This window comes from Microbacterium sp. 70-16 (assembly GCF_001898315.1).
GTDB lineage: Bacteria > Actinomycetota > Actinomycetes > Actinomycetales > Microbacteriaceae > Microbacterium.
In genome coordinates, this window is the sequence record NZ_MKTQ01000017.1 from 1 (window position 1) to 20565 (window position 20565).

The following is a 20565-nucleotide window of genomic DNA, read 5'->3' on the forward strand; positions in this document are numbered from 1 at the left end:
CATCTCCGCGGCTCCGCGCTCGGCTTCCGCAACCTCGCGAACTACACAGCCAGGAGCCTGCTCGAGGCCGGAGGTTTCAGACCCTCGCTACACCCTTGATTCCGAAGAGCCGGTTTTATGCACCTTCCGATCCAAGCGCAAGCGACAACGCTGGAGCCTGAGCAGGCAAAGATCCTCGACGACGAGTTCTTTCTCTCCGACCCGCTCAGTCATTTCTCCGCTCGAATAACGATGCTGCTCGAGGCAAGCCGCTCCGACTACGAAGCATCCCCAGAAAACGAGCCAGAGTTCTTCCGAGCGCTCGGCCTCGAAGGAGCGGACGCCGCTCTCCACTTCGATGGGCAGCATCGCCGCGTCCAAGTGGCAGTCGATGCGCTCTCGCTGCGCCACCAGGCTGCCGAAGCCCTCACAAGGTTCATCTACGCCCGCGTTGCGGCTACCCCGCGCTCTGGAGACGCCGCGTCAACTTGGCTCGCGATCGCTGACAGTCCGACGCCCATGATCAAGGTCATCGAAAGCAATAAGGCGGCCCTCGACGCTGACCAGCACCGCTTTCTCCAGTTGATCCTTCCGCCAGGGACGGTCGTCGAGGGGCCGGTCGTCGGCGCAGCGCAGACCGCGCTGGAGTGGGCGAACCATGCGGTCTGGCTGCTGATGAATGATGAACTCTCGATCAACGCAGCCCACAACAAGCTGAAGCACGGTCTGGCCGCCTCAGCGCGCGGAGATGTCCGCATTGAGTTCATCACGACCCCACCGAACGAGGACGGAACCATCCCCGTGAGCGTATTCGGGGAAGGCAAGTCAATACCGCTCTTCGACCGTCCGATGCTCACCTACCTGAGCCGCCCACCGAGAGAGCTGAGGCAGGGACTGGAGGCGATCTCGCTTCGGGTTGATCTGCCAGTGGTACTCGCCGAGACCTGGATGCTAGCGACGGTCTACGCGGCCATGTTCCACATCGCGGCACGCGAGCACTATGACGAGAGCCTCCCTGAGGGTGTCGCGCCGTATCCCACGCTGGTCGTCGGCCGCCGGCCTGAACACGTCATCGGCAGCCAGCCCCTGGGGTATCGGTCCGCGGTGACACTCCCACCCGACGGAACGACCCTGCCACGCCCGTCAGGCGTCTTCTTCTACAAGAGCTTCTGGCCGATGATGATCGACTTTGAGAGCAAGACCAGCGGGACGGTCGTAGACGGGTAACCCGGCAACTGTCCAAGAGCGGGGATCGGACGGCGCTGCGGCGGTATGCGTTGGCGTCTAGTTCGGGAAGCCGGAGCCCAGGATGATTCGCCAGAGCCGCTTCGCTTCATCGTGATCCCCTCGGGCTTCAGCTTCGTTCGCTTTGCGGGCGCGCTCCGCCGCCGAGCCGAGTCCTTGCATCACTTCCTGTCGGGCAGTCCAGGTGAGATAGCCGCTGAGGATTCCGGACTGACCGCCAGGATCACTGACGTCGAGGTGCGACGGTGCCCACTCGAAGAAGCTGGCGAGCGCGCTCTGCCTGTTGCCGCCGAGTGTCTTGAACGTCCTCGCGGCGATCGTTTCCAAGTGGAAGGAACGGAGCCGCTTCGAGTGCGCGTTGTTCCACTTCTTCAGGAGCCGAACCAGTGTCGCCAGGTTGTACCCGAGTTCGGCGTGCTTCTGGGCGAACCACGCGTTCGCCACGGTGGGGGCCGTGTTGATCCACCCGCCGTCGCCGCCTGGCAACCCGTAGACGTCGTTGCCGTGAGAGAACACGGGCGCCACATCGACGTGGCCGCCGTTGTTGAAGAAGATGCGGACGGCTTGTCCGCGAGCGCCTACCTGCGCCGTCGACAGCCCGTTGTAGGCACGGCGTACGCGGTAGAGGAACGCTTGCGAGTCATAGCGGTAGGTGTTCCATGCGCCGTTCGCGTTGGAGAAGACTGCCAGGACGTCGATGTCGTCAATAGGTCGAACGATTGTGCCCTTCGCGGCCGAGCCCATCAGGATCGCGCGACTGAACGGCAGATCGCTCGTGGCGGGGAAGGCAGCGGTCAGGTTCTCCACGACACGGTCTTTGCGTGCGTTGACTATTGATGTCTTTTGGTAGTCCGTGATCGAGATGTCGGCCACAAACTGTGCCATCGCTTGGCTTGTATAAGTCATTCGCCCTCCGTGCGTGCACGCTTGCTCAGCTGCGCGGCAGCGGACGACATGGCCGCCTCGTTCTTTCCACGCTGAAGCTTATAGATGAAGTCTGGGACGGTCGGGGTGTCGCGCCGCAGCTCGAACAGCGATTCTTGCCAGACGCGGAGGTTCTCCCCGGTGATCGGATCGTCCGTGTTGCCGATTCTGCTTTCGATATCTCGGTAGAGGGCCTCGCGATCCCTGGCTGAGCGAATAATCCCAACGATGTACTCAGTAACGTCGAGGAACGCAGGCAGCAATGGAAGGACAACGCCGAGCAAGAAGGTCACGAGCGTCAGCCCGGTCACGACACAGATCGTGGTGAGCGCCGCCGCCCAGATCACGGCGACAACCGACCAGATAATGCCGGTGAATCGCAGCAGGCGGTAGCTGTATGCGGCGTTCGAGCGTTGCGCGATCGCGACGGCGACCCCGCCGGGATCGTTATCGGCGACGACGTACCATCCGAGCATGTTCTCGCGCGCGGCAACGGCGGCAAGCTCAGAATCGGGCCCTGCAACGAGGGAGATGTCTTCAAGAGACGGGAGCTTTGGGCGCGGAGTCCCGGCCGACATCTCGTAGACATAGAAGTCGAACTGCTCCTGCACCGCGGCAGCCTGTTCGGTGCTCTTCTTCTGGACATACATCAGCAGCGTGCGTCCCAGGAACAACCACGCTCCCGCGATGCTCCCCAGCACCACGGTGCTCTGCGGCCAGATCACCGCAACGATCGGCGCGGCCAACCCGATGACGAGCATCCCGAACCAGCGGATCGAGACCCACCGCTTCGCACGTGAGTAGAGGCGCTTCTGAGCGATCAGCAGGCGCAGCGCGTCAAGTTCAACCTGACGGCGAAGGAGCGTCGCTCCTGTCGCAGGTGGCGTGTAGTCGTTGGAGTCATTCATTGTCGGCACTATCTGTTGAAGAGCAGCTTCAACTGCTCGATCGCTTGGGCATGCATACCGTCCGATTCGAACTCCCTGGCCTTGTTCGCCCGCACGACGGCAAAGCCGAGCTTGGAGAGCACGTCAAGGCGCTTTGCCTCTGATGAGCACGCCCCGAACCGCGAGCCGAGGCCCGTGGGGTCGTTCATCGCTGCCAGGTTCGCGTCGTACATCTTGTCGAGGGCTAGATAGAGATCCCAGAACGGCAGGTATGCCGACTCCCCGTCGAGATGCTTGGCGGCCCGCATCTCCAGGTAGCAAGAAGAGATCGGGACGTTGCGGAGGTACTTCCAGATCTTGAGCTGTCGGGCGAGCGTCTTTGCCGCCCCGTTGTGCTTCGTATTGACGTCGTTGACGTACTTGTTGTGCGACTTCGGATACGACTTCATCCACCCGTCCGCAGGGTCAGCGATCCAGTAGCCACTATCCGAGGGATAGGCGGGAACGACCTCAACGACTCCATCGGAGAAGTAGCAGACGACAGCTGGCCGGCTGACCACGATTGTCGTGCCCGAAAAGCGTGCCTGCAGCGTCTCCTTAACCCGGTTCAGCATCGTCCACGGCGACGATGGGCGCACTCCCTTGAGGGAGACCATGTAGTCCGCGTCGCTGTGCTGCCATACCCCCGTCCCATGGCGCAACGAACCGATCTCGAACATTTCGTACACGCCGACAAACGCATCCAGCCGCGACTCGATCGACGCGCGATGACTCTTTGCCGCATCGAACTGCGTCGAGGTCGGCGTGTAGAGGCTGGTCAAGCTGTTCAGCCACGAGTGGGCAGTCTCAGTCATCCCTGTACCTCCCGTCCGACCCGACCCTTGGACAGAAACTCGTTAGGCGCCACATAATCTAAGAGCCCCCTGAGCCTGGGTGACACGCCTCCGTCGGCTTGTCGGTGTCTCGACGAGGCCGTCGTGCTGCTCTGCGTCTCATGTGTGCTGGCGCTCCTTTGCGCCACGGGCGCGATTAGGTGTAACTCATCTCACCCTCCACGCTACCGGCGACCTCCGACATGGGCCGGTGCCGCGCCGCCAGGACGTTGTGGGCTCGCAGCAGGGAGGTTGGGAGCCTCAACCGCGCTCTGCGCTCTACCCAGCTTGTCTCACGATCAGCACTTTTCGTGAAGTGCAGCTGCCGTCGGCCGTGATCTCATCATCAGCCGTACACATGACTCCGGCCGCGATAGTCACTGCCTGATCGGGCTCGATGTCATTCACTTCTTTACCGCGAGACGAGGTTTCGTCCAACCCCTACGTGTCGGGGTTGGGTGAGGCCAATAGCTCAAAGCAAGACCGCCGTTTGACCTAGGGCGAGAATCAGCTATGCGTTGATCTGAGCTGGAAGCGAAGCTTGACGTTGGCGGTCTAACCGCTGCTCGAAACGTCGTTGCCAGACGAGTAGCGCCACGCTCACAGGGCCGATCACGATGAACTTGAGCGCGTTCCAGATGCAGACAAGGGCAACGACGTAGAACCAGCGGGACGCTCCCCCGTCGATCAGAGCCGTGCAGATGAGTATTCGCTCTTCTGAGGGCCACTGATATTGGGGTTCAGGGCCACCTGGCCGTTGACGCGATTGCGTCGTTGGGTGCCACTGAATATTCGGGTTCGGGGCCACCTTCTTAGGCTCCTTCTGCCGCGTGGCTGATCACGCGGCAGAAGGAGTGATTCGGATGGTACGCAAGATCAAGGCGAAGCTTGTGCTTCGGTTGCGCTCGGAGGGGCTCACGGGTCGGCAGATCGCCGCGCAGGGTATGTCCCGCACCAGCGTGGCGATGGTCATCGACGCCGCCGATCGGGAGGGCATCGGCTGGGACGACGTCGCCGTGCTCGAGGAAGCCGAAGTATATGCGCGGTTGTTCCCGGGGCGGGGTGAGCATGACAGTGTTCACGCGCAGCCGGACTGGGAGAAGGTCCACAAGGAGCTCGCGAAGGTCGGGGTGACGCTCAAGCTGCTGCACGGCGAGTATGTCGACGCCTGCCGGACCAGGGGTGAGACGGCGATGGGCTACGACAGGTTCTGCAAGACCTACCAGCGTCACGTGCTGGTGATCGGGGCGGCGTCGCGGGTCGGTCACAAGGCGGGGCAGACGGTTGAGGTCGACTGGTCGGGGAAGACGATGCAGCTCACCGACCCGGTCACCGGTGTGACGACGAGGGTCTACTTGTTCGTCGCGACGCTGCCGTTCTCCCGCTACTCGTTCGTCGAGCCGACCCTGGACATGAAGCAGGACACCTGGCTGCGCGCGAACGCGGCGATGTTCGACTGGTTCGGGGGCAGCGTTCCTCGGATCGTGCCGGACAACCTGAAGACCGGGGTGCTCAAGCATCCCGCCGAGGGCGAGGTCGTGCTCAATGACGCGTATCGGGAGCTCGCCGCGCACTACTCCGCCGCGGTGCTACCGGGCCGGCCCCGGAAACCGAAAGACAAGGCGAGCGTCGAGGGCACCGTCGGGAATGTTGCCACGGCGGTGATCGCGACGCTTCGTGACCGGGCGTTCGCGAGCCTGCCGGAGTTGCGGGCCGCGGTCTATGAGCGGGTCGCCGCATACAACGCAGCGCCGTTCCAGAAACGCGCCGGCTCCCGCCAGAGCGTGTTCGAGGGTGAGGAGAAGCCACTGCTGCGGCCGCTCCCGCCGGTTCCGTTCGAGATCTCGCAGTGGCTCTACGGCCGGCGGGTTCAACGCAACGGGCATGTGGTGTTCGAGCGGAACTTCTACTCCGCCCCTTACGCCAACATCGGCCGCAGCGTGGACCTGCGGATCACCGACACGACCCTAGAGGTGTTCGCGGGGGATCAGCGGCTCACCAGCCACCTCCTCGCCCCGGCCGGGATGGTCAACGAGTATCGGACGCACGACAGCGACCTGCCCGACGGGCCCCGCTACCGTCAGTGGGACCCTGACCGGGTCCGGGAGTGGGCGGCCAGGGTCGGGGAGAACACGACGGTCGTCGTGAACCGGATCTTCGAGTCCGTGCCCGTCGACGAGCAGGGGCTGGACGCCGCCCTCGCAGTGCTGCGGCTGACTCGCCGCTACTCCGCCGCGAGGGTGGAGACCGCCGCGGGCATCGCCCTGGACTCTCGCGTTCGGTCGCCGCGGTATGCGCACCTGCGACCGATCCTGGAGTCGAACCAGGACCAGACCGGCAGGCGACAGCCGAGGTTCGAACCATCTGCTTGGGAGGAGCCGGCCGGTTACGTCCGCGGCGCCGACTACTACGCAGGAGGCACCCGATGAGCCGGCTCGACGCGGAGACGAAACGGAAGCTGCGGGAAATGGGAGTGACGTCGCTGGTCGACGCGATCGACATCCAAGATGACGCCCTCACGCTCGGGATGGTGTTCGAGGAGCGGATCAAGCTCGCCGTCGACGACGCCCACGCCGCGTTCACCCACTCCAAAGTCGAAGGCCTCATCCGCCGGGCAGGACTCCGCTACCCGAACGCGGACCTGCGTCGGGTCGACCTGCTCGAACAGCGCGGCCTGGATCGCGGGGTGATCGCGCAACTCGCCACCTGCCAGTTCATCAGCAGGCACATGAACGTCGTGTTCCAAGGCTTCACCGGCTCGGGCAAGTCCTACCTCGGGTCGGCGCTGGCGAAGCAAGCGTGTCAGCACCGCTACCGGGCGCACTACATCCGCATGCCCGACCTCGAAGAGACCTGGGCTGCCGCGAAGGACAAGCCCGCCGGTCGGGAGAAGTGGTTGCGGAAGTACTCCACGTTCACGCTCCTGGTGATCGATGAATGGCTACTCGACCCGCCCACCGACGACGTCCGCAGCATGCTGCTCGAGCTCCTCGAACGCCGCTACGACGCGACATCGACAGTGTTCTGCACCCAGTACGCGAAGAAGGACTGGCACCAGCGCCTCGGCTCCGGAGTCCACGCCGACGCGATCATGGACCGCATCGTCCACAACACCATCTGGATCGAGACGGGCGACGTCAACATGCGCGAACAGACCGCCGCGGCCAACTGAGTCGGCGCCGGTGAGCGTCACGCCCGCGGGGTGGCGCTCACCGGCAATACCCCTGGCCCCGAGAGTGAATATTGACCGGCCCTCAACCGCAATAATCAGTGGCCCTCAAGACTCCAAATACTCAGGCAGAGCCGCGCTAGGACGCCACGATTCGCCATTCTGTCCGGGGATCGTCGCTTGCGAACAGGATCTAGGTTCTATGACCTTTCCACTCTTTAGAGACTCCTGGACGACGAGGGCCGGGCTCTTCAGATCCTTAAACGTGCTTGTCTGAGCCAGTTCCGTGATCGTGGCAAGTAGCTCAGATACCTGCGCGTGTCGATGTCCCAAGTCATCGGCACTTCTGCCCGAAGCCCTCAACACTCGTGGCGTCAGCCGATCCCACGGATAGGCAGCTGTCGCGCATCCCATGGGATGCGCGACAGCCATTGCGGCCTATAAACCAAGGTCGGAAGGCTGGACGTTCTCCCGATTCTCGCGATCAAATGCCAGCAATGCTTCTGGCGGTTGGGCGTGAAGAACGAACTGGTGACAGGTGGGGTTTAGGCCGCGAGGGTGAGCGGCTCGGTTAGCTTGGCTTCGAACTCGATGGGCGTCAACCCGCCGAGGGCGTCCTGTGCTCGCTGACGGTGATACTTCCGCTCGATCCAGACGACAATCGCGAGGCGTAGGTCCTGCCGGGTCGCCCATCGCTGCTGATTGAGGACGTTCGTCTGCAACAACGACCAGAACGACTCCATCGCGGCGTTGTCTCCCGCGGCGCCGACGCGGCCCATCGACCCGACCATGTCGTGACGGCGGAGCTCACGGGCCATGGCGCGGCTTCGGAATTGGCTGCCTCTGTCGGCGTGCAGGATGCATCCGGCGACGTCGCCGCGGCGGGTGACGGCGTTGCGGAGCGCGTCAACGGCGAGTTTCGCGGTCATCCGATCGGAGATCGAGTAGCCGACGATCCGGTTGGAGTGGGCGTCCTTGATCGCGCAGCAGTAGAGCTTGCCTTCACTCGTCCAGTGCTCCGTGATATCGGTCAACCAGACCCGGTTCGGGGTGTCGGCACGGAACTGCCGCTGCACGTGATCGTCGAACACGGGCGGGCCGGTCTTCTTGCCCTTCCCGCGCCGGCGGCGTTGCGCGGACGAGAGGATCCCGGCCTGCGAGCACAGTTTCCACGCAGTCCGTCGGCTCATCCGCCACCCGGCCCGGCGCGCTTCGTCGGCCAGGTATCGGTAGCCGAACGTCGGGTCTTCAGCATGAGCGTCGTGCAGAGCATTGATCCGGTGCGCGCGGAGCACGTCGGCGCTGCGGATAGGGTCGTTGCGCCACCGGTAGTAGGGCTGGCGGGCGAGCTTGAGAACCCGGCACGACACCGTCACGGGGATCCCCGAGTCGGCGAGCTCAGCAACGAGCGGGTATGTCATTTTGGGGAGCCACCGAGTTTCAGATTCGCCTGCGACAGATACGCCGCGGCCTTCCGGAGCACCTCGTTCTCCTGCTCGAGGAGACGATTCCGGCGCCTGAGCTCCCGCATCTCGGCAGCCTCATCCGCGGTCTGACCGGGACGCTTGCCTTCCTCAACATCTGCTTGGCGGAGCCAGTTCTGCAGCGTCGCTTCGCTGATACCGAAGTCGACGGCAATCTGCTTGATGGTGACGCCACTCTCGCGGCGTCTTGCGACCGCGACGACGTCTTCGCGGAACTCTTGGGGATATGGACCGGGCATGATGACATCCTTCCCGTCAGCGCCTCCCAGCACTAACGATCAGTTGTCACCGATTCGTTCCTCACGCCCGTTCGCGTCTATCAGAACGGCCCGCGCGACTCGCCGAAAACGATCGTTTTCGGTGCAGCCGAGCTTCGCGGTCTGTATCGGCTGTCAGTAACGTTCGCCGGAATCAGGAATCGGCAGGCGTTTTCGGCTGGGGCGATGAGCGGGCGCGACAGACCCCTTTTCGCGCTCGTCGCGCGCTACGCCTGGTCAGCCGGGCGGAGGAGGATCTCGTTGATGGCGAGGTGTCGGGGGCGTGAGAGCGCGAAGGCGATGACTTCGGCGATGTCGTCCGCGCTGACGGTGGCTTTGGCGTAGAGCTCGTCGATTGAGGTCTTGGTCTGCTCGTGTGTGGTGTGGGTGGGGAGTTCGGTGTCGACGACTCCGGGTTCGATGAGGGTCACGCGGATCTGGGGGAGGAGTTCTTGGCGGAGTGATTCGGACCAGCCGTTGATGCCCCATTTGGTTGCGGCGTAGACGCCGTTTCCTGCGCGGGCGGTGCGTCCGGCGACGGAGGAGATGTTGATGATGTCTCCTGCGTCCGTGGCCCTGAGTTGCGGGAGGAAGACTTCGGTGGTGGTGATCGCGCCCATGAGGTTGACCTCGATCATCTGCCGGTAGTCGTCCCGCTGCTCGGCAGAGAAGGGGCCAAGGAGCATGATGCCGGCGTTGTTGACGAGGATGTCGGCGCCGCCGAGTTCGGCCTGTACCTGTTCTGCGGCGGCGGTGATGGAGTCGCGGTCGGTGACGTCGGCGGGGATCGCGATCGCGCGGTCCCCGAGTTCGGTGGCAACGGCGTTGATGCGGTCTGCGCGGCGGGCGAGGAGTACGACGGTGTGCCCGTCGGCGTGGAGTGCGCGGGCGGTGGCTTCGCCGATGCCCGATGACGCTCCGGTGATGACGGCGACGCGAGGAGTGGCGGCCTTGGTTGTCATAGCTGGGTCTCCTTCTGGGTGACGGGTGCTTCGGCTATCCAGCTGCGGAGCATGTTGAGCGCGTCGGCGGATGGTGAGCCTGGTTCGGTGAGGTAGGTGGTGAGGCGGATATCCGGCGACGAAGGGAGCGTGAGTGATTCGTATCCGAGGGTCATCTCGCCCACGATGGGGTGGTTGATCCGTTTGGAGCCTGTGCTGTGGGTGCGGACGGTGTGGCTGCCCCACCAGGTACGGAATTCGGTGCTGCGCGTGGCGAGTTCGCCGACCAGGCCGGAGAGGGCTCTGTCGGAGGGGTCGTGTCCCGCGCGGAGGCGAAGGGCGGAGACCATTTCCCGCGCGGTCTTCTCCCAGTCGGGGTAGAAGTCTCTGGATCCAGGGTCGAGGAACAGGTACCGGGCGGAGTTCACCGGTGGCTGTCCCTCCGGGAACATGAACGGAAGGAGGGCACGCGCGAGGGTGTTGGCGGCCAGGGGTGTGCCGAGGGTGGAGAGCGCGACGGTTGGCACGTCACTCATGGTGTCGATGAGTTGAACGATCCGGGGAGGAACCGGGGTCTCTCGTCTGGCACGCGGCGCTCTGGTGGGGCCAGTCGCTGCCCGCGCGAGGTCGAAGAGGTGCTGTTGTTCGGCCTCGTTGAGCTGGAACGCGTTGATGAGCGCGTAGAGCACGCTCTCCGAGACGCCACCGAGGTCTCCACGCTCCATTCGCGTGTAGTACGCCGGTGACACTCCGGCGAGCTGCGCGACTTCCTCACGGCGCAGGCCGGGCACACGCCGCTCTCCTCCGAAGAAGGTCAGACCGGCTTGCTCGGGGGTGATGCGGCCGCGGAGTGCGGTGAGGAATTCCTGAACCTCGTGCCTGGTGTCCATACATTCGACGGTAGCCTGCGCTTTCGCGCTGCGGGAGTCCCTGTCATTCACCCCCAGAGCGTGCCAGCAAGCACATTGTGGGGGTGAATGACAGGGACTCTCACCTCGTTGTCGACGGTGCTTAGCGTGGAGGCATGACCACTTCAACGATCACTCTGAACAACGGGGTGGAGATCCCCGCCATCGGCCTCGGTGTCTTCCAGACCCCGCCCGAGGAGACTGTCGCCGCTGTCGCGACAGCGCTCCGCACCGGCTACCGCCACATCGACACCGCTGCCGCCTACGGGAACGAGAAGGAGGTCGGTCAGGGCATCCGCGAATCCGGTGTGCCTCGCGAGGACATCTTCATCGAGTCCAAGGTGTGGATCAGCGACTACGGCTACGACGAAACCCTCCACGCGTTCGAGAAGAGCGCCGCGAAGCTGGGCGTCGAGCAGATCGATCTGTTCATCCTCCACCAGGCGCTGCCGTCCGCGTTCGACAAGACCATCGCCGCATACAAGGCGCTCGAGCAGCTCCTTGCCGACGGGAAGGTCCGCGCGATCGGTGTCAGCAACTTCATGCCCGAGCACCTGACCCCGCTTCTCGAACAGACCGACGTCGTGCCGGCGGTGAACCAGATCGAGCTGCACCCGTACTTCCAGCAGAAGGAACTCGTCGCGCTCCACCGGAAGCACGGCATCACCACTCAGGCGTGGTCGCCCATCGGCGGCATCACGTCCTACCGGGAATCCGCGAAGCGCAGCTTCGACGAGCCCGTCATCCTCACCATCGGTGAGAAGTACGGCAAGTCCGCCGCGCAGGTGATGCTCCGCTGGCACATCCAGAACGGCGTACAGGTCATCCCCAAGTCGACCAAAGCGCACCGCATCGCGGAGAACTTCGACGGCTTCGACTTCGAACTCACCGCCGACGAGGTGGCTGAGATCAACGCCCTCGACACTGGCGTTCGCGGTGGACCCGAGCCCGACGTCATCACCCTCGAGAACTTCGGAAAGCCGATCCCCGAGGCGTGACCCGCTGCGGGCGCGAACGACCCGAACGTTCGCGCCCGCCCCTCCCGCCCCTAGGAGGCACCATGAACCGTCGTGACTTCCTCGCCGCCGGTGCCGTTCTCGGCGGCACAGTGCTTGCGACCGTTCTGGCCGCCTGCACTCCGAACCGGGAGACCACCGTGACCACACCCACCCCGACTCCACAACCGACCGAAGGCGCTTCCTCGCCCGGTTCCGGGGGCCGGGTGCTGCTGGCGTACTTCTCCCGCCCGGGCGAGAACTACTACTACGGCGACCGCATCGACCTCGAGGTAGGAAACACTCAGGTCGTCGCGGAGATGATCGCCACCGCCACCGCCGTCGACGTCTATCGGATCGAAGCCGCGGATCCGTATCCGGACGACTACGAAGAGACCGTGCAACGGAACGTGCGGGAAGAGAACGACGACGCCCGCCCCGCGATCGCGAACCCACTCCCGGACGTCTCCGGCTACGACGTCGTTCTGCTCGGTAGTCCCGTGTGGAATGTGCAGACCCCGATGATCATGCGCACCTTCGTCGAAGGCGTCGACCTCGCCGGGAAAACCATCCACCCGTTCGTCACGTACGCCGTGAGCGGCATGGGACGCGTCGACAGCGACTACGCAGATCTCTGCCCCGATTCCGCGATCGCCGAAGGCCTTGTCGGCGGAGAGAAGTATTCCCGAGAGAACTATTCGCAGCACGTGGGCCATGCCGAGTTAGATGAGTTCGCTCACCAGCTGCTCGATTCGGCCACGGATGTCGTCGCGAATGGGGCGTACGGAGTCGATGCCCTGACCTGCCGGGTCGTCGAGCTCCCAGTCCTCGTAACGCTTGCCGGGGAAGAACGGGCAGGCGTCGCCGCAGCCCATCGTGATGACGACATCCGAGGCCTGCACCGCTTCCGTGGTGAGCACCTTCGGAGCTTCGGCAGTGATGTCGATGCCCAACTCGGCCATCGCGTCGACCGCGACGGGATTGATCTGATCGGCGGGCATGGATCCAGCGGAGCGCACCTCGATGCGGTCGCCGGCGATGTCGCGGAGGAATCCCGCGGCCATCTGGGAGCGGCCGGCGTTGTGGACGCAGACGAACAGGACGGAGGGCTTTGCAGTGGTGTCGGTCATAGTGACTCCAGGTAGTGAGTAGCGGTCAGTTGAGGAGATCGTCGACGAGGGTGCGGACGCGGGCGGTGATGTCGTCGCGGATGGCTTCGACGCCTTCGCGGGAAGCGAGGGCCGGGTCTCCGACGGCCCAGTCGTCGTAGCGGACGCCGGGGATGATCGGGCATACGTCGCCGCAGCCCATCGTGATGACGACGTCGGCGGCCCTGACGGCGTCGTCGGTGAGGGGCTTGGGGAACCGTTCGGCGGCATCGTTGCCTTCGATTTCGGTGAGTAGTGAACGCACGTGCGGGTGGATGACATCGGCGGGGCTGGATCCTGCCGATCGCGCGACGACTCTGCCACCTGCGAGCTGATTGACGAGTGCGGCAGCGAGTTGTGAGCGGCCGGCGTTGGCGACGCAGACGAACAGCACCTGCGGGACGGCCGTGTCGCGGTCGCGGGTGAGATCGCTCAGTCGCTGCCTGGCGAATCGTTCGGTGAGCGGGATCAGGGCCGAGGTCACCCTGGCGGTGCGGGCGAGCGCCGTATAAGACTCGCGGACGACAGTGAGGACGACGGCCTCGTCCACCTCGGGAATCTCGGCGGACAGTTCATCAGCGAGGCGGGTCACACGGGCGTCGAAGTCGGGCCGGAGCGACTCTTCCGATGCACCATCGGAAGCCGGACCGGCGACTGTCGCAGGCGCGAAGGAGTCCAGCAGTGTGGTGACGGCACGGCGGCGGTTCGGGTTGATCTTGTACCAGACCCAGGTGCCGCGACGCTCGGACGTGAGTACATCGACGTCCTTGAGTACCTTCAGATGGTGCGACACGGTCGGCTGTGACACGTCCGCGAGCTCAGCGAGGTCGCAGACGCAGGACTCGCCGCGGGGGTCGGAGGCGATCGCGGACAGCATGCGCAGGCGCAGGGGGTCAGAGAGCGCCTTCAATGTGGCGGCAACGGATGACGCCGCGTCCTGCCCTATCGCGTGCGACGCGACAGGGCTGCAGGTGTCTTCAGCGGTCAAAGTGACATTCATGATGGCGTCCTTACGTCGGTGTATGGCGCGGCTGTGTATGGGTCAGTGTGGAACCAGCGCCTGGCTGCCCAGAGCGACACGTAGACGAGGCCGACGAGAACAGGTACCTCGATGAGAGGGCCGACAACGCCCGCGAGGGCTTGCCCGGACGTTGCGCCGAACGTGCCGATAGCCACGGCGATCGCGAGTTCAAAGTTATTGCCCGCGGCGGTGAACGCCAGAGTTGAGGAGCGTGCGTACCCGAGGCCGAGGGCCTTGCCGGACAACAGACCAACGAACCACATCACGGCGAAGTAGACCAGTAGCGGCAGTGCGATCCTGGCCACGTCGAGCGGGCGGGACGTCACCTGCTCGCCCTGTAGGGCGAACAGCAGCACGATGGTGAACAGCAGCCCGTAGAGGGCCCATGGCCCGATCTTCGGGAGGAACTTCTCCTCGTACCAGTCGCGCCCCTTGCGACGTTCACCGATGAAGCGGGATGCGAATCCGGCGAGCAGCGGGATACCGAGGAAGATGAGCACGTTGAGGGCGATCGCCCCGACGGAGAAGTCGAGTCCTTGTGTGTCCAGGCCCAGCCATCCGGGGAGGACGGTGAGGTAGAACCAGCCGAGCAGCGAGAATGCGACGACCTGGAACACCGAGTTGATGGCGACGAGCACGGCGGCGGCTTCGCGGTCTCCGCAGGCGAGGTCGTTCCAGATGACGACCATCGCGATGCATCGGGCGAGCCCGACGATGATGAGGCCGGTCCGGTACTCCGGGAGGTCGGGCAGGAACATCCAGGCGAGGGCGAACATCAGCGCGGGGCCGATCAGCCAGTTCAGCACGAGCGAGGAGATGAGCAGCTTCTTATCGCCGGTGACCGCCGCGACCTTGTCGTAGCGGACCTTCGCCAGCACTGGGTACATCATCACGAGAAGGCCGAGGGCGATCGGGATCGAGATCCCGGCCACTTCGAGGCTTGCGAGCAGCGGGGATACGCCGGGGACGAAGCGCCCGAGGAGGATGCCGCCGACCATGGCGAGCCCGATCCACAGCGGCAGCCAGCGGTCCAGGGTGGACAGGCGTCGCGTCGTCGACGTCGGTGCGGGAGCGGTTGCAGCACTCATGCGAGCAGCGCCTCCATCTTCTCGGCGATGACAGGCTTCGGGTGCGCACCGATGAGGAAGTCGTTGCGGCGACCGTTCTTATAGAAACCCAGGGTAGGGATCGAGGTGACGCCGGCGGCCACTACCGTCTCCGGGTTCTGGTCGGCATCGAGCTTGACGATCTTGATCCGGCCGTCGTACTCGGCTGCGAGCTGATCCAGCAGAGGTGCGATCTGCTTGCACGGGCCGCACCAGGTGGCCCAGATGTCCACGACGACGGGGAGATCCGCATCGAGGACTTCGGCCTGGAACGTGGAGTCGGTGACAGGTGCGGGGGCAGTCATGCGAACACTTCCTCGGTGTTGAGTTCGAACGTGGTGCTCTCGTCGAGAGCGGACAGGTAGTGCTGGGCGTCCTGCGCGGCGGCGCATCCGGTGCCCGCAGCGGTGATGGCCTGCCGGTAGGTGTGGTCGACGAGGTCTCCGGCCGCGAACACTCCGGGAAGGTTCGTGCGGGTGGAGGGGTGTTCGACGAGCACATATCCGTCGGCATCCGTGTCGATGATCCCGGTCACGAGTTCGGAGCGCGGGTCGTGCCCGATGGCCACGAAGACGCCGGTCGCCGAAAGCTCGCGTTCTGCTCCGGTGACGGTGTCGCGGAGGGCGACAGCGTGCACCTTCTCGGCGCCGATGATCTCGGCGACCTCGCTGTTCCAGGCGACGTCGATCTTCGGGTGGTCGAGTACACGCTGCGCCATGATCTTCGAGGCGCGGAACTCTTCGCGGCGGTGCACGACGGTGACCTTCGAGGCGAAACGCGTCAGGAACAGTGCTTCCTCCATCGCGGAGTCGCCTCCGCCGACGACGACGATCTCCTGCTCACGGAAGAAGAATCCATCACACGTCGCACACCACGACAGCCCGTGGCCGGTCAGTCGGTCCTCTTCGGGTAGTCCGAGCTTGCGATAGGCGGACCCCATGGTGAGGATGACGGCGCGGGCGTGGATCGTCTCGCCGGCGCCGGTCTCGATGATCTTGATCGGGCCGTCGAGGTCGACACGGATGGCGTCGTCGAGGAGGATGCGTGCGCCGAAGCGCTCGGCCTGCGCGCGCATCGACTCCATCAGCTCGGGGCCCTGCACACCGTCGACGAACCCGGGGAAGTTCTCCACCTCAGTCGTCGTCATCAGAGCGCCACCCGCAGTCACGGAACCCGCGAGCACGACCGGCTCAAGTCCCGCACGAGCGGCATAGACCGCAGCGGTGTACCCGGCAGGCCCGGAACCGATGATGACCAGCTCAACCTCTTGAATCGACATGCGTCTATATTGACATTCATCGATACCGGATGCAACCATGCGAGGGAAGAGTTCACCTGCGCGTCACCCGACGAGCGGATCATTGCCGGTGCAGCGACCGTGCTGGAGCCTAGAAAGCAGAATCACGATGACCCAGCCCAAGACCGTCTTGTTCATATGCAAGCACAACGCGGGGCGTTCGCAGTTGGGCGCCCATCTGCTCACGCATGTTGGCACCGAGCAGCTGGTGGCGACGAGCGCGGGTATCAGCCCGGCAGAAGCGATCAACCCGGTGATTGCTGAGTCGCTGCAGGAACTCGGGATCGACACGAGCGCCGCACGTCCGCGTGCAGTCACGGTCGAGGATCTCGCATCCGCCGATGTGGTGGTGTTGATGAAGCCGGGTCTCCCGCTCCCCGGTCCTGTTAGTGGAGAACTGGTCGAATGGTCCTTCCCCGACCCGTCGAACTGGGAAGCCGAAGGCGTGCGGGAACTGCGTGACGCTGTCGCTGAGAAGGTCCGCGGACTCGCTGCCCGACTGGTCGACTGATGTCGCGAAAGGGTGAGATCTCGATCTGAGGCCTCACCCTTTCCGCGCGTGTGGTTAGCCGACCGGGACGGGACGCAACCCGATCTGCACCACAGCCGGAGCCGGGGCGGCGCAGCAGCTTCCCGCGTTGTCGTCGCAGTCGCCCGAACCGCCACATACGCCGGTATCCGGCAGGACGAGTTCGTTGCGTGCGGCGGCCTCGTGGTCTCCGGCGAGGTGCGCAGTGACGCTGCGCACCTGCTCGTATCCCGTCAGTGCGAGGAACGTCGGTGCACGCCCGTAAGACTTCACCCCAACGATAAAGAACCTGTGTTCGGGCTGCGCGAGCTCTCTGACACCTGTTGCCGATACGTTCACACATTGCTGTCGCCCAAATATCGGGTGCCATGCACAGGCCGAGCGGATCGTGATTGGAGAGGCATCTCGCGGGGCTATGTCGCGGGTAGCGCACCCGTTGCGAGTAGTGCGGCCAGCACGATGCCGAGTGCCATGCGGTACCAGATGAACAGGGTGATCGGATGGCGTGCGACGAAGCGGAGGAGCCACGCGATGGAGGCGTATGCGACGACGAAGCTCACTGCGGTCGCGATGAGCGTCGGCCCCCAGCCGACCGTGGCTGAGATCGCTGGGGCTTCGCTGATCCCTTCGTATGTGCCAGCGGCGATGAGCGCTGGTATCGCGAGGAAGAACGAGAGTCGGGCCGCCGCGGTCCTGTCGAGGCCGCGGAACAGCCCGGCACTGATCGTCGCGCCGGAACGTGAGACACCGGGGATGAGTGCGACGCATTGCACGAGCCCGATGGTCAGTGCGTCGGTGAGTGTCAGGTCACGTTCGGGTCGATTCTGGCGTCCGAATCGTTCAGCGAGGGCCATCACGAGGCTCCATCCGATGAGTCCGATCACGACGATCCAGAGGTTGCGGAGGGGCCCGGCGATGATGTCCTTGGCGAGGAATCCGATGATGCCGATGGGGAGCGACCCGGCGATCACGTACCAGGCGAAGCGGTAGTCCGGGTTCGCGCGAGCGGTGCGGTGGAAGAGTCCTCGCGTCCATGCCGTCCACAGGCGACTGATGTCGCCGCGGAAGTAGACGATGACCGCGATGATTGCCCCGAATTGGATGATCGCGGTGAACGCGGTGACTCCCGCATCGTCGACGGGCAACCCGAGCAGTTTCTCGGCGATGGTGAGATGTCCCGTGCTCGAAACGGGGAGGAACTCGGTGATCCCCTCAATGATGCCAAGCAGGATCGCGTGTAGCAGGTTCACCGGGTCAGGCTCCCGTGGGCGGTGTTCTGGATGCGGACGATCGGTCTCGCAGCGCCCCGGCCAGGAAGACGACCAGGGCGGCACCTTGGGCGGCGATCGTGAACGTGATCAACGCTGGAATTGAGACGTCGTAGAGTCCCCCGGCGATCATTCCTCCGATGGCTGTGCAGACGCCTACAACCACGGCGAACATCCCGTAGGCGGTGCCGCGGCGTGCGGCGGGTACGAGGTCGGCGACGGTCGCCCTGAGGGTTGATTCCTGCACACCGAGTGCGGCGCCCCACAGCAGTGACCCGATCACGACAGGAACGACGGATTCGGTGAATGCAAACACCGGGATCAGTGCGGCGATCGGTGGGAGCGCGAGCAGCACGCGCGGTCCGAAACGGTCGTAGAGCAGGCCTGTTCCGGCCGCGGCGAGAGCGTCGATGCCCATCACAGCGGCGTAGAGCACCGGGATCATGGGCGCAGGAAGGATGTGCTGATCAACCATGTGGAACGAGAGCACGCCGAACGTGGCGAAGCCGAGCATCGTGGTTCCGCAGAATGCGGCGTATCGCCAGAACACCAGAGGAAGCTTCCCGCGGGGTTCGGGCACGGCTGTGGCTGTCGTTCGGGGCTCGTATGCTTCCGGGTCAGGAGCACGCGACCTCAGCCACAGCACGAGCCCCAGTGCGATGAGTCCAGGAATGGCGAGCACGGCAAGGGAGGGGCCGTAGTCGTCACCGGTGATCAGGAGCATTCCGGCGACGACCAATGGCCCGATGATGGCGCCGACTTGATCGAGGGCCTCCTGGATAGCGAAGCCTCGTCCTCGTCCGATGCCCGATGTCGCGAACGACAAGATCGCGTCCTTCGCGGGAGACCGGACCGCTTTACCGACACGCTCTGCGATCACCAGCCCCGATGCCACCCACAGCACCCCGGCGTATCCGAGAAGGGGCACCGCGAGGACGGTGATCGCGTATCCGGCGATGGCCCAGGACCAGAACCGGCGAGAGCGGTCAGCCAGCGGGCCAGACACCAGCCGGAGAAGCAACGCTGCCGCTTCTCCAACGCCGGTGACGATCCCGACAACGACGGCACTCGCACCGAGCGTCGCGAGGACGGGGCCGGTGACGGACCGGGCGCCCTCGTAGACGAAGTCCCCGAAGAGGCTGACGACTCCGAAACCGAGGACGAACCGCCATGCGGAGAGTCGGGGCGCCGAGTTCGCTGCGGTCATGGATTGATCCTGTTCGAGTCGTCTGAGCTGAGAGCGAGCGGGAACGACCATCCGGCGAACCAGGCGACCGCTTCGACCCAGGACGCATCGGCATCCGGGGTGCTGGGGGTGCCGTTTTGCGTCATCGAATCCACCAGGAGGCGCAGCCGACGATCGAGGCCGGCAAGGTACGTGCCGGTATCGGCGGCGGAAGCCGCATCGATGCTGGCTTCGAGGAGATGCGTCCTGCAGAGGCGACCCGTTGACGTACCGGCGCAGGTGGGGCATGTGACGAGTTCCCACACGGGCTTGGTCTCCGCGAGCCAGCGCCGTGTGTAGATCATCCGGTTGGCTTCTGCGGCCAGGGCGGTGGAATCGAAGCCGGCGTACCCGACGGGCTCCGCTCCTCCGCCGAGTTGCTGGCAGACGTAGCATCCGCCCTCCCGGCGCAGCACTCGTGTGGAAGTGTGGTGTCGGCCGGCAAGGGCGCCGGCCATCTGAGAGAGAAGAGCGTCGTGCAGCACCCCGACGTCGAACGGTTGGTGGCCGTGGCGGGCGCCAGCGCCGGCCTCCCAGAGCTCGATCTCGACAACGGCGTGCCCCCAGGCGTGCCGCGGGCACAAACCCCAGTACTCACGCAGTCGGGAGCGGATGCCGGGCTCCATGATGTCACCGTGCAGGAACGCCCACAGCGCCCCGATCTCGTCGACGGTCAAGCCGTCGGCATCCAGGATGATCTCGCGGTTCGTCATGGGGCGGTGTTGTCGACGGAGAGGATCGCCCAACCCTCACGGGTGTGTGCGATCTCGGCCCAGGAGCCGGTCTCCACATCCGGGGCGAGGTCCGGGTGGATGCGTGCGAGGATCGGCCGGATCACGGCGTCGTGTGTGACCACGGCGATTGGCCGGTCGCTGCTGCGGATGAGCGCGTCGAGAGCCTCCATTGCCCGGGCCAGCACCGTTGCCGAGCTCTCGACTCCCGGGGCCGCGTCGACGCTGCCCCACTGGGCGATTACGTCAGCCTTCGCGTGTCCGGTCCACGGGCCATAGTCGCGGTCGTTGAACGCGGCATCGATGTCGTGACTCACACCGCTGCTGTCCGCGATGATCTCTGCCGTGCGCACCGCACGTTGGAGCGGACTGGAGACAACCGCGAGGAGGCCGACCGGCTGCAGTGCCAGGGCTGTCGCGTGCGCTTGCGCGATGCCGGTCTCGTCGAGCTCGGGGTCTGCGAGCCCCCGCAGTCGCCCTTCCGCGTTGAAGGCGGTGCGGCCGTGGCGCACCAGGAGGATGCGCCGAGAGGTGTCAGGCATGGATGACTCCGATCAGTGGTGCGGCCGTGTCATGGCT

At 64.8% G+C, this 20565-nt stretch carries 19 protein-coding genes and 3 pseudogenes; 6 read left to right on the forward strand and 16 right to left on the reverse strand.

Annotated elements, in window-relative coordinates; translation table 11 throughout:
• Positions 1-117 precede the first annotated feature (117 nt).
• On the forward strand, positions 118-1206 hold the full coding sequence (locus tag BGO46_RS08550; RefSeq protein ID WP_292679342.1) for a hypothetical protein: 1089 nt from the start codon (positions 118-120) through the stop codon (positions 1204-1206).
• Positions 1207-1263: 57 nt separating this feature from the next.
• Here the strand turns inward: BGO46_RS08550 and BGO46_RS08555 are convergent, their stop codons facing one another.
• Genes BGO46_RS08555 through BGO46_RS08565 form a run of 3 tightly spaced genes read right to left on the reverse strand, consistent with a single transcriptional unit; the run spans position 1264 to position 3889 of the window.
• Complete coding sequence (locus tag BGO46_RS08555) at positions 1264-2109, reverse strand: hypothetical protein (protein WP_292679345.1); 846 nt, start codon at positions 2107-2109, stop codon at positions 1264-1266.
• 17 nt (positions 2110-2126) lie between these two features.
• Entirely contained in the window at positions 2127-3056 is a 930-nt protein-coding gene (locus tag BGO46_RS08560; RefSeq protein WP_292679347.1) for an S-4TM family putative pore-forming effector, read from the reverse strand.
• Positions 3057-3064: 8 nt separating this feature from the next.
• Positions 3065-3889: a hypothetical protein gene (locus BGO46_RS08565; RefSeq protein WP_292679350.1), complete on the reverse strand. Its 825-nt coding sequence runs from the start codon at positions 3887-3889 to the stop codon at positions 3065-3067.
• 881 nt (positions 3890-4770) lie between these two features.
• Between BGO46_RS08565 and istA the strand changes: the two genes are divergently transcribed.
• Positions 4771-6336, forward strand: a complete 1566-nt coding sequence (istA, locus tag BGO46_RS08570) for an IS21 family transposase (protein ID WP_299985857.1) — start codon at positions 4771-4773, stop codon at positions 6334-6336.
• Positions 6333-7079 carry an ATP-binding protein gene (locus BGO46_RS08575; protein WP_242088979.1) on the forward strand — a complete coding sequence of 249 codons (747 nt, stop codon included), beginning with the start codon at positions 6333-6335 and terminating at the stop codon, positions 7077-7079. The genes istA and BGO46_RS08575 overlap by 4 nt, the downstream gene beginning before the upstream one ends.
• 542 nt (positions 7080-7621) lie before the next feature.
• Here the strand turns inward: BGO46_RS08575 and BGO46_RS08580 are convergent.
• From BGO46_RS08580 to BGO46_RS08590, 3 genes and pseudogenes are all read right to left on the reverse strand, one after another.
• Positions 7622-8799: pseudogene (locus BGO46_RS08580) on the reverse strand (IS3 family transposase).
• A 245-nt stretch (positions 8800-9044) separates the two neighbouring features.
• Positions 9045-9779: an SDR family oxidoreductase gene (locus BGO46_RS08585; RefSeq protein ID WP_292679354.1), complete on the reverse strand. Its 735-nt coding sequence runs from the start codon at positions 9777-9779 to the stop codon at positions 9045-9047.
• The gene (locus BGO46_RS08590; RefSeq protein WP_292679356.1) at positions 9776-10648 is read right to left on the reverse strand and encodes a helix-turn-helix transcriptional regulator; all 873 of its coding nucleotides are present in this window, start codon (positions 10646-10648) and stop codon (positions 9776-9778) included. Before BGO46_RS08590 ends, BGO46_RS08585 begins: the two co-directional genes overlap by 4 nt.
• Before the next feature lie 134 nt (positions 10649-10782).
• On the opposite strand from BGO46_RS08590, the gene BGO46_RS08595 reads away from it, so the two are divergent.
• Together BGO46_RS08595 and BGO46_RS08600 are read left to right on the forward strand one after the other, a co-directional pair.
• Positions 10783-11664 (forward strand): aldo/keto reductase, encoded by an 882-nt coding sequence (locus BGO46_RS08595; RefSeq protein WP_292679359.1) that lies wholly within the window; start codon positions 10783-10785, stop codon positions 11662-11664.
• Positions 11665-11726: 62 nt separating this feature from the next.
• Positions 11727-12314 (forward strand): annotated as a pseudogene (locus BGO46_RS08600) (flavodoxin); the annotation flags it as partial.
• A gap of 69 nt (positions 12315-12383) precedes the next feature.
• Here BGO46_RS08600 and BGO46_RS08605 read toward each other — a convergent pair.
• The 5 genes from BGO46_RS08605 to trxB are packed head-to-tail and all read right to left on the reverse strand — an operon-like array spanning position 12384 to position 16215.
• On the reverse strand, positions 12384-12791 hold the full coding sequence (locus BGO46_RS08605; protein WP_292897891.1) for an arsenate reductase ArsC: 408 nt from the start codon (positions 12789-12791) through the stop codon (positions 12384-12386).
• 25 nt (positions 12792-12816) lie between these two features.
• Positions 12817-13809, reverse strand: a complete 993-nt coding sequence (locus tag BGO46_RS08610; protein WP_292897840.1) for a metalloregulator ArsR/SmtB family transcription factor — start codon at positions 13807-13809, stop codon at positions 12817-12819.
• On the reverse strand, positions 13806-14918 hold the full coding sequence (gene arsB / locus BGO46_RS08615) for an ACR3 family arsenite efflux transporter (protein WP_292897841.1): 1113 nt from the start codon (positions 14916-14918) through the stop codon (positions 13806-13808). The genes BGO46_RS08610 and arsB overlap by 4 nt, the downstream gene beginning before the upstream one ends.
• Complete coding sequence (gene trxA, locus BGO46_RS08620; protein ID WP_292897843.1) at positions 14915-15241, reverse strand: thioredoxin; 327 nt, start codon at positions 15239-15241, stop codon at positions 14915-14917. Before trxA ends, arsB begins: the two co-directional genes overlap by 4 nt.
• Positions 15238-16215, reverse strand: a complete 978-nt coding sequence (trxB, locus tag BGO46_RS08625; RefSeq protein ID WP_292897845.1) for a thioredoxin-disulfide reductase — start codon at positions 16213-16215, stop codon at positions 15238-15240. Before trxB ends, trxA begins: the two co-directional genes overlap by 4 nt.
• A gap of 127 nt (positions 16216-16342) precedes the next feature.
• On the opposite strand from trxB, the gene BGO46_RS08630 reads away from it, so the two are divergent.
• Entirely contained in the window at positions 16343-16744 is a 402-nt protein-coding gene (locus BGO46_RS08630; protein WP_292897847.1) for a low molecular weight phosphatase family protein, read from the forward strand.
• A gap of 54 nt (positions 16745-16798) precedes the next feature.
• Here BGO46_RS08630 and BGO46_RS08635 read toward each other — a convergent pair.
• From BGO46_RS08635 to BGO46_RS08655, 5 genes and pseudogenes are all read right to left on the reverse strand, one after another.
• Positions 16799-17104: pseudogene (locus tag BGO46_RS08635) on the reverse strand (flavoprotein); the annotation flags it as partial.
• 71 nt (positions 17105-17175) lie between these two features.
• Entirely contained in the window at positions 17176-18012 is an 837-nt protein-coding gene (locus tag BGO46_RS08640; protein ID WP_292897849.1) for an undecaprenyl-diphosphate phosphatase, read from the reverse strand.
• Between the two features lie 4 nt (positions 18013-18016).
• Positions 18017-19237 (reverse strand): MFS transporter, encoded by a 1221-nt coding sequence (locus BGO46_RS08645; RefSeq protein ID WP_292897851.1) that lies wholly within the window; start codon positions 19235-19237, stop codon positions 18017-18019.
• Entirely contained in the window at positions 19234-19968 is a 735-nt protein-coding gene (locus tag BGO46_RS08650) for a hypothetical protein (protein WP_292897853.1), read from the reverse strand. Before BGO46_RS08650 ends, BGO46_RS08645 begins: the two co-directional genes overlap by 4 nt.
• On the reverse strand, positions 19965-20528 hold the full coding sequence (locus BGO46_RS08655) for a histidine phosphatase family protein (protein WP_292897854.1): 564 nt from the start codon (positions 20526-20528) through the stop codon (positions 19965-19967). The genes BGO46_RS08650 and BGO46_RS08655 overlap by 4 nt, the downstream gene beginning before the upstream one ends.
• Positions 20529-20565 lie beyond the last annotated feature (37 nt).